Raw genomic sequence first — 14716 nt, 5'->3', positions numbered from 1 at the left:
CAGCGATGCTCGAGTTCACGAATGTCAGCAAGTCCTTCTGGACGGGCACCCAGCGCAAGGTCATCCTCGACAGGGCTTCGTTCCGGGTCGAGCTTGGCAATTCGCTGGGCATTCTTGCGCCCAATGGCACCGGCAAGACCACGATCATCAACATGATGGCCGGGTTGGAAAAACCGGATGAGGGGCAAATCCACCGCGGCTGCCGCATCTCGTTTCCGCTGGGATTCATGGGCGGAGTCGTCAACCGCCATTCGGCGATGGAGAACAGCCGCTACATCGCCCGCCTCTACGGGCTCGACCCCGACTACGTCGAAAGCTTCTGTCGCTGGCTATGCGGCATCGACGAATATTTCGACATGCCTGTCGGAACCTACAGCCAGGGGATGCGCGCGCGGTTCACGTTCTCGCTTATGCTGGCGCTGGATTTCGATATCTACCTGATCGATGAGGGTATGCCCCAGACGACGGATCGCGATTTCAACCGCAAGGCCGGCGAAGTCCTGCGCGAGCGGCTTGAGAACACCACCGTCGTCATTGTGTCCCACCAGCCCGCCACGCTGGAACGTTTTGCCCGTTCGGCCGCCGTCCTCAAGGATGGTCGGCTGCACATGTTTGATACCCTTGAAGAGGCCAAGCAGCTCTATGACTACGAAGCCTAAGGCACGAAAGTTCCGTATCCGGCGCAGTGCGCCCCTGCACGAAGGGCTGACACCTCCGCAACCGGCCGCCACGCCGCTGCCCGAAGAGGCTGCGCCCGCGCCGCAAGCGATGCCCGGCGCGCAAGCCGGAACCGGCACCCATGCTCAGGCGCCCGTTGCCCACAATGTGACAGGACCGGAGGCCGTCAGCGCCGAACAGGATATCGAAAGCCTCCGCAAGGAAGGTCTGACCGGACGGCAATTGCGCATGGCGCGCCGGGTCGCCCAGAAACACGGGCTGGCCGTGACCTCGGATTTCGACGCCGTCCGCCAACTGCGCGCACGCGGCATCGATCCGTTTCAGCGTTCGAACGTGCTCGAACTGGTGGTGCCGGACCAGTCACAGGGGCAGGCAGGCGCGCAGACCGATCCGCAGACGGGACGGGTCCAGCTTCCCCAGACGGTGCCCGTCTCGCCTCAGACCCTGCCATCGACGGACCGGATCACCTCGGCCGAACGCCGGGCCGGAGAGATTGCCCAGATCCAGAAGGATCTTGCAAAGCGCCGCCGCCGAAAGTCGGTTCTGCTGCTGACGCGGCTTTTGTCCTTTGTCGCGCTGCCCACGCTGATCGCGGGCTGGTATTTCTATTTCATCGCCACCCCGATGTTCGCGACGAATTCGGAATTCGTGATCCAGCAGGCCGAGCCCTCGGGCGGTGCAGGTCTTGGCGGCCTGTTCCAGGGCACATCGATGGCCACCCAGCAGGACAGCATCACGGTGCAATCCTACCTCACCTCCCGGGCCGCGATGACCCGGCTGGATGAGGAACACGGCTTCAAGGAGGTCTTCTCCGACGAGGAGATCGATCCGATCCAGCGACTGCCCGCCGATGCCTCGAACGAGGACGCCTACAATCTTTACCGCGATCATGTGAAGATCAGCTACGATCCGACCGAAGGCATCCTCAAGATGGAGGTGATCGCCCCCGATCCCGCCGTCAGCCAGCAATTCTCGGAAGCGTTGATCGATTATGCCGAGGAGCAGGTCGACCAACTGACACAGCGCCTGCGCGAGGATCAGATGGCCGGGGCACTCGCCTCCTACGAAGATGCCGAACGCCGCCGCGCGAGTGCGCTTCAGGAATGGCTGCGCATCCAGCAGGAGGTGCAGCAGATCGACCCCGTGGGCGAAACCACCGCCCGCACACAGCAGATCTCGGCCCTCGAGACCGAGCGCCAGCAGCTTCTTCTGACGTTGCAGGAACGGCTGAACGTCGCGCGCCCCAACGAGGCGCAGGTCAACGCACTGGAAAACCAGATCGCCAACATCGAGACGCTGATCGCCCAGCTGCGCGAGGAAATGACAACCGCAAACGAGACGGGCAATTCCCTCGCCTCGAAGAATACTGAACTGAGGCTGGCCGAGGAAAACTACACGTTCCAGACGGTTCTGGTGCAACAGGCGCTTCAGCAGATGGAAATGGCGCGAATCGAGGCGAACCGGCAGGTGCGGTATCTGTCACTCGGCGTCGAGCCGCTTGCTCCGGACGAGGCGACCTACCCCCGCGCCTTCGAGAACACGATCCTCGCCTTCCTGATCTTTGCCGGCATCTATCTCATGCTGTCGATCACGGCCTCTGTCCTGCGCGAACAGGTCACCAGTTGATTGCCGTGCGCTTCGCGGGTGACGCCGCGCGGCTGCCGGTCTAAGAGGGGCCTCTCAAAGCGCGGGAGATTGACGATGCGGGATGTCGAGGTCGGAAAGCTCAAGATCGGCAATGACAGGCCGCTGACGATCATCGCCGGGCCCTGCCAGCTGGAAAGCCGCGATCACGCCATGGGCATCGCCCGCCATATGGCGGAGGCTTGTGCCAGAGCCGGGGCGCAGTACGTGTTCAAGGCCAGCTATGACAAGGCCAACCGAACGTCGCTCTCGGGCCGACGCGGCCCGGGCATCGACGAAGGCCTGCGAATCCTCGACGACGTGCGGCGCGAGATCGACTGCCCGGTTCTGACGGATATCCATGGCGCCGAGCAATGCAGCGCCGCGGCCCAGGCGGCCGATATCCTTCAGATCCCGGCGTTTCTGTGCAGGCAGACCGATCTGCTCCTTGCGGCGGGCGAAACCGGCGCGGTGATCAACGTCAAGAAGGGGCAGTTCCTTGCCCCATGGGACATGCCCAACGTCGTGGCCAAGATCGAATCCACCGGCAACCAGCGGATCCTGCTGACCGAACGCGGCGCGTCCTTCGGCTACAACACGCTGGTGACAGACATGCGCAGCCTGCCGATCATGGCGCAGACCGGCTATCCGGTCGTGATGGACGCGACCCATTCCGTCCAGCAGCCGGGCGGCCAAGGCGGCAGTTCGGGCGGCCAGCGCGAATTTGCGCCCGTCATGGCGCGCGCGGCCGTGTCGCTGGGCATCGCCGCTGTCTTCATCGAAACCCACGAAGACCCGGACAACGCCCCCTCAGACGGGCCGAACATGATCCCGCTGGACCGGATGGAGCGCCTTGTCGCCTCTCTCATGGCATTCGACCGGCTCGCGAAATCGGACCCTCTGCTCATCTGAGGGCTTGGCCCGCCGCGACCGCTGGGCCAGACTTCGCAGGATCAAGTCCAGGAAAAGACGCGCCATGATCCGGTTCATTTCTCTCGTTCTTCTCGTGCTTCATCTTGTGGCAGCGCCCGTGGCCGCTCAGGACGCATCGGGCCCGTCGGGCCCGATCACCACTGTCAGCGACGCCGAACTTGACGCCGCCATCGCCACCCGCATCCGCGAGATCCTCGGCGAGCTGGGCGGCTATGAGGATGTGACGGTCACGGTGAACGAAGGGATCGTCACCCTCCGGGGCGAGACGGCAAGCGCGCTCGAGGCAGACACGCTGGGCGACATCGTCAATCGTATCGAAGGTGTCGTTCAGGTCCGCAACCAGGTCAGCCAGACCGCCGATCTGGCCCGCCAGCTGAACCCCGCGCTGGAACGGTTCGAACGGCGGGTGACCCAGGTCGTGGCCTTTCTGCCGATCCTCGCGATCGCCTGTCTCGTCTTTCTGGCGATCGTGTTCCTGGGGTTCTTCATCGCGCGCCGCAATCGCCCGTTCAACCGCATCGCGCCCAACGCCTTCATCGCCGATCTGATGCGTCAGGTCGTCCGGCTCGCCTTCATCATCATCGCGATCGTCGTGGCGCTGGATATCCTCAATGCCACGGCGCTCCTGTCGACGATCCTCGGCGCTGCCGGCCTGATCGGTCTGGCCATCGGCTTCGCCGTGCGCGACACGGTCGAGAATTTCATCGCCTCGGTCATGCTGTCGATCCGACAGCCGTTCCGCCCCAATGACGCGGTCGAGATCAACGGCGACGAGGGCAAGGTCATCCGGCTGACCAGTCGCGCGACGATCCTTCTCAGCTGGGACGGCAACCATATCCGCATTCCCAACGCGACCGTCTTCAAAAGCCGCATCGTCAACTTCTCCCGCAATCCCGAGCGCCGTTTCATGTTCGAAATCGGGATCGCGTCCGACGCCGATCTGGCCGCCATGCGCAACCTCGCCGAAGAGGTCGTGGCCCGCCTGCCCTACACCCTGCCCAGCCCCGCGCCGTCTGTCTGGATCGACAGAATCGGCGATGGTGCGGTCTTTCTTGTCGTGACCGGCTGGATCGATCAGACCCGCACCAGCCTGCTCAGCGCCAAGGGCGAGGCGCTCCGGCAGGTCAAGGCCGCGATCGAGGCCGCCGGCGTCGAGGTGCCCGACACGACCTACAGGATCGACCTCATGGGCACCAAACCGACCCCGACCGAGACGCCGGCCCCGGTCCGCGAAGTGCCGCACCCGCCCGCCGCGACGACCGAGGTCGTGCCCGAGGTCGTCGACGATGTCTCGGCCAGTTCGACCGACGAACTCGAGCGGATCATAGAAGGCGAACGGCAGGACAAACACCGCCCCGATCTCCTGCGCGAAGACGCCCCCGAGGAATGACGCTTTTTTTGCCATGAGGACTTGATCAGTCGCCACTCTCAGCGTAAACCGCGCCTCGCTGTTGGGGTGTAGCCAAGCGGTAAGGCAGCGGTTTTTGGTACCGTGTACCGTAGGTTCGAATCCTACCACCCCAGCCAGCGTCTCCCCCCTCTTTCGGTGATGACGACCCGGGTTTCCCAGTGATCCCGGGGTGTCCCGAAGAATGCCCCGCCCGGCGGGTCGCGGTGTCGGATGCAATCCACGAACCGGTAGAGCCGATCCTGCATTCCCCGGAACCTGACCTTCCTCGGCCCGACGGTCGGCGTCACCTGGCAGCCGTTCCCGTCCGCCTCGGTCTGCGCCAACTGCGCGGCGACCAGCGCGTGCGACGGCAAGCGGCGGTTCCCCGCCTTCTTGAAGCCGGACTACCCGCAAGAGTTCAAGACGCGGCAATCTCCTCAAACGCGTGCGTTCCCCTCTAGATGGGGTTTTCGCGCAGCGACTGAGGAGTCACGCCTGTCCATTTCCGAAAGGCGCGCTGGAAAGCATTCGGATCGCGATACCCCACGAGGTGCGCGATCTGTTGGTTGTTCAGGTTGCTCTTGACCAGATAGCGGATCGCCAGGTCTTTTCTCGTCTCATCCAGCAGGGACTGGAATGTGACGCCCTCGTCACCCAGACGCCGCAAAAGTGTGCTTCGGCTGAGTTTCAGACGCCCGCAGACATGGGCGATTGTGGGTTCGGTGATCGAAAACGCCTCCAGCATGGTTGCCCGAACCCTTTGCGACAGGGGCAAGCCCTTGGATTGGATCATCGCCTGGGCCTGAAGGTCCGCCTCGGTGGCCTCCCATAGCTCGGGATTGTTCGAGACGAATGGCGTGCCTGCATCGGCGCGGGAGTAGGTGAGTGTCGCGTCACCATGCTCGGGCATTTGGCCGAACGTCTCTTTCAGACGTTCGCGCTCGTCGGGCGGCAGCGGCAGGCACACCCGAAGCGGACGGATCGTTTGACGCGCCAGCGCATTGGCCTGAGCGTGCAGGTAGATGATCTGGGGGCTGCTGAACGAGCCGGGCAACGGAGCCGTGGCCACGTCCGGCGCGACGCGCACGCTGAATTCCGAAGGGCTGCGCGACAGGAGGAATTGCATCGGCCCGAACAAGCTCTTGAACGCGGCCATGCGGGTGACGCCGGTTTCGAAATCCGGAGCGGTGGAAAGCGCGAAAAGAACCGGAATCGCCGGACCGCCCGCCATCCGCAATCCCAGAAGCTTCGCGACGTCCTGCGCGCCGGACAGGTCCATCAGCGCCGACCAGAGGCGCAGGTATTCCTCGGCCGAGACAAGAAACGCGTGGTCGTTGCGTTCGGTTGCCACGATATCCGCACGAGCCAGAACCTCGCTCCAGTCGACGCCCAATATGCCACAGATCGGACCCGACAGGACAGCGGACGTGTAGATCGGGTGGTGCTCGGGCGCTTGCATGACCGGGGTCCCTTCCGGGGAAAATCGCTATGCTCCGCACGAGACCGTTTTTCGGCTTTCGGCGCAATGGCTTTGAGCCGATCTGCAAGTCAATGGAACGATCAGCAAGCCATGTCCTGTGGAATCTGCGCCGCGTTCGGGCGAAGCCTTTCGGCACGAGACGCCACTTGCCGGCCGGGTCGCAGTCCCTAGCCCAAGTCCCGGCATGTTTTCCGCATCAAGGAGCCTGCGACATGACACCCGATCCGTATCGCCACCGCGTCACCGCATTGGCAGTCACCACATCGGCCGCGTTCTTCGGCGCCAATGCCTTCATCGGGCTGTCGATGGGGGCTTTCTGGCTGACCTTGCCTGCGGCGGATTTCGTCGCGCAGTTCTTTCGCCCGTTCAGCAATTTTCTCTACACGATCATGCCGCTGTTCCTGGCCTTGCTGGTGGGCCTGATCATGTCGGCCAGGTTGGACCGCGATTTGCCCGAGGCGCGGCACAACTGGCGCAGGAACCCGACGCCCGGGTCCGCGCTCCGGGCCGATGAGGTCGCTGCGTTTTCGGGCAAGACTGATGCTAATACGCCCCTTGCACACGACCTGCCGACACCCAATTGCACAAGGATTTCCCCATGACCACTGAACTGGCGGCAGATGTTACAATCGCAGTGTTTGGCGCCACCGGCCAGACTGGTCGGCATGTCCTGAACCATGCCCGGCAGCAGGGTCTCGCGGTGCGAGCATTGGTGCGCGACCCGGGCAAGCTGCGCATTGAGACAGAAGGGCTGACAGTCATTGTGGGCGATTTTGACAATGTCGCGGCCCTGCGTGAGACGGTCAGGGGTGCCACCCACGTGATCTGCTGCGCAGGCGGGACCTATGGCAAAGGCTACGACAAGGGCATGATGACGCGCTTTGTCGCGCGGCTTTGGCCCATCCTTGATGCGGAGGTGTCGGTCAGGACCTTTTTGTTCCAGTCGGTGTTCTTCGCGCCCGAACCCGATGGGTCGAATCCCGTGATCCTGAAACTGCTTGCGCCTGTGGCGGCCTTTTTCACTGGTGCGACCGAGATGCTGCGGGACAACACGGCCGTCACGACGTTCATCGCAGCCAATCGCGACGTCTCCTTCGACACCATTGTTACCCGCCCAGGAAAGATCGTGGACAAACAGGGAGGTGCCCTGCTGGTCCCGAGCCAGGTTCCCAGCTTCGCCGCCATCACCTTTGCCGATCTCGGCGCCTTCACGGTCGGCGCCGTGCAGGATGCGTCGCTCCACGGCACCTATCCCTTTGTCGCTCCCAAGCCTTGAGAAAGCTCCCATGACTTACGAAACCTATCGCAAGACCGTCAACATGATCGCGATCCTGGCCTCTGCCGCGTTTGCCGGCGGTGGCCTGTTGATCCTGCTATCCTACGGTATCCGCTGGCTGGGGACCGATCCGCTGGTCTGGCGGGCGGGGTTCTGGGACGAGTTCGTGAACTTCGCCCTTACCATCATTCCGCTCAACATGATCACGCTGGCCGGGCTGGTGCTGTCAGCGCGGCTCGATTGGCAGGACCGACCCATCCGGCGAACCTGGATGATCGCAATCGGGCTTTATGCGGCGAACACCGTATTCACGCTGGGCTACTTCATTCCGCAGAATATCCTTCTGATCCAGGACAGCTATACTGCCGCGCAGGCGTCGTCGATCCGGGCGACATGGCTGGGGCTGCATGTCCTGCGGGTCATAATTGCCATCGCTGTGCCGGTCTATGCATTTCTGGCGGTGATCCGTCGGGCGGAGGCCGCGTCAGACACAAGGCCGCAATTTGAGCGAGACGCGCCATGAAGACTGGGGCCCTACTCCGCCTCTCCGGTCCGCGTCGTTGGGCGGTCCAAGGCATCGCGAAAGGCGACAGGCGATTGTCCCGTCCACCGCCTGAAACTTCTCGAAAAGCTGTTGGCATCGCGATAAGCGAGGACGCTTGCGATCTCATCGGCGCGAAGAGTGGTCTTCGTGAGATACCGGATTGCCATATCGCACCGCGTAGAATCCAGCACCGCCTGATACGATGTCCCTTCCTCGCGCATTCGCCGCTGGAGCGTGCTGCGGCTGATCCCCAGCGCATGGGCCGCGCTCTCGGCGCCCGTGTGCCCTGTGGGCATCAGATCGACCAATGCACCGCGCACCCGATCAACAATGGGCCAACGGTCGTTCTGGGCCGAGAGCTGAAGCTTGAGGTCGGCCTCGATGTCGGCCCACAGATCAGGGTTTTCGGAAATGAACGGGCGGTTCGCGTCCTCGGCCGAGAACGCCAGATAGGCGGCCTGCGAACGCTCCGGCATGATCCCCAGATGCCCGGCAATCATGCGCCGATCCTCCTCCGACCCATCGAATCCCGCCGCGACCGGGCAGACCAGATGGGCCGTCGCGCCGCGAATGTTCTCGACCGCGACCACAAGCTGAAGGGCGCCAAGGCTCGGGGGCATGAGCACGCGGGCATCGGCGCTGTCGTATTCCAGCCGCAACAAGGGGCCATCCCGGAACACCCGCATGGTTGTCGGACCCAGCAGCGACTTGAACTGCGCCAGACGCCTCAGACCGGTTTCCATGTCAGGCGCGCAGGACAACGTGAAAAAGACCGGGATCACCGGCCCGCGCGAGATCGCAACGCCGAGGTGGGGCACATAATCGGGGCGGGGCGAGAGCAGCGCCATCGTGTTCCAGCAATCAAAATACTGCTGGGCTGTGACCCGCTCCTCGGCCCTGCCTCGCGCAAGAGAGCCAAGGCCCGCGGTCTCGAGCATCCGCTGAGGATCGACCCCGAGGATGCGGCACGCCACATCCGTCGCCATGAACAGGGAATAGGTCTGTGAATGATCCATGCGCCCGACCTCCCAATGACCTTGTCTCTATGCGCTGGGATGTCGGACAGGACCAGACACTGAATAGAAATTGACCCAATATGCACGCGTCTGACCACATTTGCATATCGAAGCGTTGTCCCGGCACGCCTAGATTAGGATCAATGAAACGCCACTCTCGTCCACCATCCAACCGGAGAACGTCATGGACCTTACGATAAACGGCTCACGCCACAATGTGGACCTGCCCGACGACATGCCGCTTTTGTGGGCGCTGCGGGATGGTCTGAACATCACCAGCGTGAAATACGGCTGCGGCATCGCGCAATGCGGGGCCTGCACGGTGCATATCGACGGCGAAGCGGTCCGGTCCTGCCAAGTGGCATTGGCCGACGTCTGGGGCGAGATCACGACGATCGAAGGGCTCGGCACGCCGGATGCCCTGCACGCCCTTCAGGCGGCCTGGATCGACCATCAGGTGGCGCAATGCGGCTACTGCCAGTCCGGCCAGATCATGCAGGCCGCCGATCTGCTGGCCCGCAATCCGAAACCAACCGACGAGGATATCGACGCCGCGATGTCGGGCAACCTGTGCCGCTGCGGGACCTACCCCCGCATCCGCGCGGCCGTCCACAGCGCCGCCCGCGCCATGCAGGAGGTTTGAGATGAGCCGTTTGGGAACATATACACGGCGTGGCTTTCTCGTCGGGTCAGTCGCGGTCGCGGGCGGCGTGGTTTTCGGCGTGCGCACCTACAACGCCCGGCTGGAGAACCCGCTGACGGCCGGGCTCGCGCCCGGCGAGGCGGCGCTGACCCCTTACGTGAAGATCACCGCCGACGGCATCACGATCATCACCCCCCGCGCAGAGATGGGCCAGGGCATCCACACGACGCTGGCCTCCCTCGTGGCTGAAGAACTGGACGTGGAGCTGAACCAGATCGGGATCGAGCACGGGCCGCCGTCCTCCGCATATTTCAACGGCGGCGTCGTGGAGGAAGGCTACCCTTTCCCGACCACGGACAACGGCGCCGTGGCGGAGTTTGCCCGCGCGCAGCGCGACATCCCGGCGGTGTTCCTTGGCTACCAGATCACGGGTGGCTCGACCTCCACTCATGATGCCTATGTCAAGATGCGCCGCGCCGGCGCCGTGGCCCGAGAAACCCTCAAGGCTGCCGCAGCCGCCCGGACAGGTCTCCCGGCCATGCAGTTGACCACAGAGGCGGGCGCTGTCGTCCTGCCCGACAAGACGCGCATTCCCTATACCGATCTGGCGGCAGAGGCGGCCGCGACCGACCTTGCCGATGTCCCCGAGTTGCGACCACGCGGTGCGTGGCGCATCCTGGGAAAGTCCCAGGACCGGCTTGATGTCGTCGACAAGACGACGGGCCGGGCCATTTATGCCAGCGACATTCGGCTGCCCGGCATGCGCTTCGGCGCGCTGCGGCGTAGCCCGCATCTCGGGGGCAGCTTGCGCGGCTTTGACGCAAGCGATGCCCTTGAAATGCCGGGCGTCGATGCGGTGCTTGATGTCGGCACGGGCGTCGTGGCCGTCGCAAGGGACACATGGACGGCGATGCGCGCGCTTGATGTCGTGAGCTATGACTGGGCGCCGCCGACTTATCCCACGAACACAGCGGGGCATTTCGAGGCCATAGCCGCCGCGTTCAATCCCGACCAACTCGACAGCCGCCAGCGCGATGAGGGCAACGTCGAGGCGGCACTGGCGAACGCCACAACCATCGAAGGCGAATACCGCGCGCCCTATCTCGCCCACGCCACGATGGAGCCGATGAGCGCCGCCGCCCTCATGCAGGACGGTGCCTTGCAGATCTGGGCAGGCACGCAAGGCCCGACCGTGGCGCGGCGCGAGGCGGCGCTCGCGGCGGGCATCCCTGAAGACTCAGTCACGATCAGCACCACGCTTCTGGGCGGCGCCTTCGGGCGGAGGGGCGAGATGGACTTTGTCCAGATCGCGGCCCGGGTCGCGGTGCAGATGCAGGGCACACCGGTCCTGCTGACCTATCCGCGCGAAGAGGACACGTCACGCGGGCCCTACCGCCCCGCGGCCATCGGCCGGTTTCGCGCGACCGTGGCGGATGGGGTGCCGGTCGCCGTCGACATTTCCACTGCCTCTCCCTCGATCATGGCCGGCATCGACGCTCGGGGGGGCGCACCGGCGCCTATCCCCGGTTTCTTGCCGGACTTCACGCTGGCTCAGGCCCTCTGGGATCAGCCCTACGGGATCGAGAACTACCGGGTCAGCGGATACAAGTCCGAGCCGCTGCTATCTGTGGGATTCTGGCGCTCTGTCGGGGCGTCGCAGAACAGCTTCTTCCATGAGTGCATGATGGACGAGTTGGCCCTCGCCGCGGATCGTGACCCGGTCGAGATGCGGCTTGCGCTGATGACCGACGCGCCAAGCCGCGCCGTGCTGGAGGCGGTCGCCGAGATGGCAGGATGGGGGTCAGCCCCTGCCACGGGGCGCGCGCGGGGCGTGGCCTTCGCGCTGGCCTTTGGTGTGCCGACGGCCCAGATCGTCGAGATCGAGCAAACGGATAGCGGCATCATGGTGCGCGATGTATGGATCGCGGCCGATGTGGGCGTGGCGCTCGACCCGCGCAACCTCGACGCGCAGCTGATTTCGGGCGTCAACTATGGGCTCAGCGCAGCCATCGGTGAGGAGATCACGTTGACGGACAGCGCGGTGGATCAGTCGAACTTCCACGACTATCCGGTGTTGCGGATGTATCAGGCACCGCGGATTCATACCCGGATCCTCGAAAACCAGAGGCACATCCGCGGCATCGGCGAGCCGGGCACACCCGCCGTCGCCCCCGCGCTGGCCAACGCCGTATTCGCCCTGACCGGGGAACGGCTGCGGGAGCTGCCGCTTGGCAAGAATGTCAGGTTCGCATGACAGGCCGCATCCGCATCGCCGTCAACGCTGTGGCCTGCCTTGGCCTCGCTTGCCGCTGTCGCGTTCCAGTGGACAGATAGCACGAGCGCCGCAATTCGCGCCCAGATGCGCCACCCGGTGCGGAGTGGCGGGCGCGACGCGGGGCGACTGACTATCGGACTGAAACGGACGGACGAATTCCGCCAGAATGCGGTGCGTATTGCACTGACCAATTGGATTACTGCACATCGAGACGCGAAGACGCTTTCGCAAGCGGATCTGGACCGAGCCAAAGTGCCTCCGGCAGAGCCGCCGCATTCCATGGAAAAGGATTTCGCTCAACGCGCGTGAAATACCCGATGTGCTTGGGCCAACGGCTGCTATAGCGTGTCGCCACGGCGGATTGTTCGGCGCGCCGAGACAGGGATTCCAGAGATGCAACGCCCACAGGACAATACCGCGCTTGCGATCGTCATAAGCATCATCTCGCTCGTCCTTTTTGACCTGATGGGCTTGCTCATAAAGCATCTGTCGGCGAACTACAGTGCCGTAGAGCTATCTGCCTATCGCAACCTGTTCGGTCTGATCCCAAGTGCGATTGCACTTTGGACGACCGCGTCATGGCGCGCGAATGGCCGGAAACTCGTGTTGCGGCAATGGCGGTTGGCCATGTGGCGCGGCATTGCCGTCACCTTTGCCCAATTGATGTTCTACCTGTCACTGGGTCTCATGGCCTTTGCGACGGCGACGACGATTTCCTACTCCACCGCGCTATTCACGACTGCTCTGGCAGCGTTCATCCTGGGCGAGCGGGTGGGCCTTGTGCGTTGGTCGGCCGTTGCAATCGGGTTCGTTGGGGTGATCATGATCACCCAGCCGTCAACCGACGCATTCGACTGGACCGCCTTGATGCCGGTCGGCGCGGCCGCTTTGTACGCCTTCTCCGGTGTGACGGCCCGTCTCGTGGACGCTGATGTCCCAACGCCGCTCTTCAATCTCTACTCTTCGGCTATTGCAGCGATAGGAGCCATTGTCCTGGCCATGACATTCGGTGGCTTCAGCCCGATCGCAAGCCTGCAAGACCTGGGGCTGATCGTTCTGATGGGCACCTTCGGAGGTTGCGCGGTTCTTTGCCTCGTCGTGTCATACCGCATGACCGAACCGAGCAACCTTGCCCCGTTCAGCTATTTTGGCATCCCCATTGCCTTTGCACTTGGCTGGATATTCTTTGCCGAGGCGCCAGTCGACGACCTGTTCCCCGGAGCACTTCTGCTGGTCGGCGGTGGTCTTCTCATCATCTATCGAGAGCGTCGCTTGGCTCGTGCCGCCAGCCGCGTATCGACAGAGCATGCCGAGCAGAGCAAGGTGATCAGCCCCAGCTAGGCGGCCGGGCACACCGACCGATGCGTCACCATCTGAGCGACGTCATCAGGGAGGAGCGGCGTTCACGGCAAGGCCTCCCCCCTCGGCATGGAGGAGCGTGGGTTACTGCGGGGATTTTCGCTGCGACACAAAAAGATCCGCTCAGGGCTCGAGAACAAGCCCATTGCCGATCATTTCGGCCAACCAATTCGCGACATCCACCCGGACTTGCTGCGGGGGCGCGTCGGGAAACAGCTCCGTCAGCTCAAGCACGATGTCATCGGCCGTCATCGGCGCTTCGATCAACGTCCAGCACACCATCGCGATGGCATTGAGGTGGAAATACCGGCCCGTCCAAGGGACCCACAGGAACGCTGCTCCCAAACGGCTGCGCAGTCCCACATCGGGGTGGCGCTGCCACCGGGCTTTCGGGTCAATGGCGGCGGGTTTGGCCCGGGGCGGGTCAGCGGCGATCGGATCAGCCAACGCGGCCGCGCCCAAGTCCGGCAAAGCAAATGTATCGGCCAAGAGCCTGACCGCGTCATTCAGATCGTCATAGACCAGCGTCGCGCGCCACATCGCTTCGGCCATCGCGGTGACACGGTCGATATGGGCGATCCCGTCGGCTTGCAGGGACATGTCCTGCGCCAGCATGTTGGCAGCGGCCGCCTGCGCACTCAGGTCGTGGAGCCGTGCTGTCGCACCGCTCTCGCGGCGCAAGAGCAGCAGTGCATCGGGTCGCCCTTCGCTGCCATGGGGCAGGATCGCAGGTCCCGGCACATAGGCATAGCTCGCATCACGCAAACCGCCCTGTTGCTGCACAAAGCGGTCAAACGCGGCCCCGCCCGATGCCGGCAACGGCAGCCGGACCCGTGGCGGTACGCCCAGCGCAACGGCCGTTGCGTCGGCCCGGATCGGCAGGATATCGTCACAGAACACCCGGACACCCGGCTCCATGCTCAGGCGGGCCATCAGCGTGCTTTTTCCAGCATGTCCCACACCGGAAAACAGCACCATCCGCCCCGAAATCCGCACGGCACCACAATGCAGTGCGCGCATATCGCAATGGGCTTCGAGGTAGGCTTCGGCCAGATCGGCGATCACCGCACACACCGCGCTGGCCAGAGGCAAATCGCACAGCGGCGTTTCCAGATAGTCGGATGCGACGGTGTAGCCTGCCGGATGCGCCGTCACGGTGCAAAACGGCGGCCCTTCGGATGCCCCAGCGTCGCTCCAACCCAGCACCGTCTGCTTCATCCCCTTGATGAATGCATCAACCAGTGTGGCTCGCCCGGTCACACGAACCGGGCGAGCCACTGGATGGAATGTCAAATCGCGAGTCGGGACTGATCTCACAGCATTAGACATTCCCATCACCCGCGTCAGGAGCGGCCAGGACGGCTCGGACGCGCGGGACGGCTCGGGCGTGCGGGACGGCTAGGACGCGCGGGGCGGCTCGGGCGTGCAGGCCGGCTGGGGCGCGCGGCACGGCTGTTCGCCTTGGAGCGACCCGGACGACCCGGACGGCTGGGACGCGT

Annotated in this window: 14 protein-coding genes, 1 tRNA gene and 1 pseudogene; 12 read left to right on the top strand and 4 right to left on the bottom strand. The window is 64.0% G+C overall.

The features are described 5' to 3' along the window. Positions 1-5: 5 nt before the first annotated feature. The 5 genes from EP376_RS00485 (at position 6) to EP376_RS00465 (ending at position 4761) form a co-directional block, all read left to right on the top strand. The gene (locus EP376_RS00485; protein ID WP_127653581.1) at positions 6-659 is read left to right on the top strand and encodes an ABC transporter ATP-binding protein; all 654 of its coding nucleotides are present in this window, start codon (positions 6-8) and stop codon (positions 657-659) included. Beyond that, the gene (locus tag EP376_RS00480) at positions 643-2304 is read left to right on the top strand and encodes a KpsE/RkpR family capsule polysaccharide export protein (RefSeq protein ID WP_127653580.1); all 1662 of its coding nucleotides are present in this window, start codon (positions 643-645) and stop codon (positions 2302-2304) included. The genes EP376_RS00485 and EP376_RS00480 overlap by 17 nt, the downstream gene beginning before the upstream one ends. Before the next feature lie 75 nt (positions 2305-2379). Continuing rightward, a complete protein-coding gene (kdsA, locus tag EP376_RS00475; protein WP_127653579.1) occupies positions 2380-3213 on the top strand; it encodes a 3-deoxy-8-phosphooctulonate synthase in 834 nt (277 codons plus the stop codon). A 64-nt stretch (positions 3214-3277) separates the two neighbouring features. Continuing rightward, a complete protein-coding gene (locus tag EP376_RS00470; protein WP_127653578.1) occupies positions 3278-4624 on the top strand; it encodes a mechanosensitive ion channel family protein in 1347 nt (448 codons plus the stop codon). A 62-nt stretch (positions 4625-4686) separates the two neighbouring features. After that, positions 4687-4761: transfer RNA gene (locus tag EP376_RS00465), tRNA-Gln, on the top strand. Here the strand turns inward: EP376_RS00465 and EP376_RS00460 are convergent. After that, a complete protein-coding gene (locus EP376_RS00460; RefSeq protein ID WP_127653577.1) occupies positions 4747-4998 on the bottom strand; it encodes a hypothetical protein in 252 nt (83 codons plus the stop codon). The genes EP376_RS00465 and EP376_RS00460 overlap by 15 nt on opposite strands. Before the next feature lie 83 nt (positions 4999-5081). Beyond that, complete coding sequence (locus tag EP376_RS00455) at positions 5082-6083, bottom strand: AraC family transcriptional regulator (protein WP_127653576.1); 1002 nt, start codon at positions 6081-6083, stop codon at positions 5082-5084. A gap of 233 nt (positions 6084-6316) precedes the next feature. Here EP376_RS00455 and EP376_RS00450 point away from each other — a divergent pair, with 233 nt between their 5' ends. From EP376_RS00450 to EP376_RS00440, 3 genes are read left to right on the top strand one after another with little or no spacing between them, the layout of a single operon-like run. Beyond that, complete coding sequence (locus EP376_RS00450; RefSeq protein WP_127653575.1) at positions 6317-6706, top strand: hypothetical protein; 390 nt, start codon at positions 6317-6319, stop codon at positions 6704-6706. Further along, positions 6685-7380, top strand: a complete 696-nt coding sequence (locus EP376_RS00445; protein WP_127653574.1) for an NAD(P)-dependent oxidoreductase — start codon at positions 6685-6687, stop codon at positions 7378-7380. Before EP376_RS00450 ends, EP376_RS00445 begins: the two co-directional genes overlap by 22 nt. Positions 7381-7390: 10 nt before the next feature. Beyond that, positions 7391-7903 carry a hypothetical protein gene (locus tag EP376_RS00440; RefSeq protein ID WP_127653573.1) on the top strand — a complete coding sequence of 171 codons (513 nt, stop codon included), beginning with the start codon at positions 7391-7393 and terminating at the stop codon, positions 7901-7903. A gap of 11 nt (positions 7904-7914) precedes the next feature. Here EP376_RS00440 and EP376_RS00435 read toward each other — a convergent pair whose 3' ends face one another. After that, a complete protein-coding gene (locus tag EP376_RS00435; protein WP_127653572.1) occupies positions 7915-8940 on the bottom strand; it encodes an AraC family transcriptional regulator in 1026 nt (341 codons plus the stop codon). 184 nt (positions 8941-9124) lie between these two features. Here EP376_RS00435 and EP376_RS00430 point away from each other — a divergent pair, with 184 nt between their 5' ends. From EP376_RS00430 to EP376_RS00420, 4 genes and pseudogenes are all read left to right on the top strand, one after another. Continuing rightward, complete coding sequence (locus tag EP376_RS00430) at positions 9125-9583, top strand: (2Fe-2S)-binding protein (protein WP_127653571.1); 459 nt, start codon at positions 9125-9127, stop codon at positions 9581-9583. 1 nt (position 9584) lies between these two features. Then, complete coding sequence (locus EP376_RS00425; protein ID WP_127653570.1) at positions 9585-11837, top strand: xanthine dehydrogenase family protein molybdopterin-binding subunit; 2253 nt, start codon at positions 9585-9587, stop codon at positions 11835-11837. Positions 11838-11990: 153 nt separating this feature from the next. Continuing rightward, positions 11991-12110: pseudogene (locus EP376_RS23605) on the top strand (IS3 family transposase); the annotation flags it as partial. 141 nt (positions 12111-12251) lie between these two features. Beyond that, positions 12252-13199 (top strand): DMT family transporter, encoded by a 948-nt coding sequence (locus EP376_RS00420; RefSeq protein WP_127653569.1) that lies wholly within the window; start codon positions 12252-12254, stop codon positions 13197-13199. A gap of 141 nt (positions 13200-13340) precedes the next feature. Here EP376_RS00420 and EP376_RS00415 read toward each other — a convergent pair whose 3' ends face one another. Continuing rightward, positions 13341-14435, bottom strand: a complete 1095-nt coding sequence (locus tag EP376_RS00415) for a PqqD family protein (protein WP_164744829.1) — start codon at positions 14433-14435, stop codon at positions 13341-13343. Positions 14436-14716: the final 281 nt, after the last annotated feature.

The sequence above is a fragment of the Alexandriicola marinus genome, from assembly GCF_004000435.1.
Lineage (GTDB): Bacteria > Pseudomonadota > Alphaproteobacteria > Rhodobacterales > Rhodobacteraceae > Alexandriicola > Alexandriicola marinus.
The sequence above is the reverse complement of the archived record's forward strand: the minus strand, read 5'-3'. Positions and strand labels throughout refer to the sequence as shown.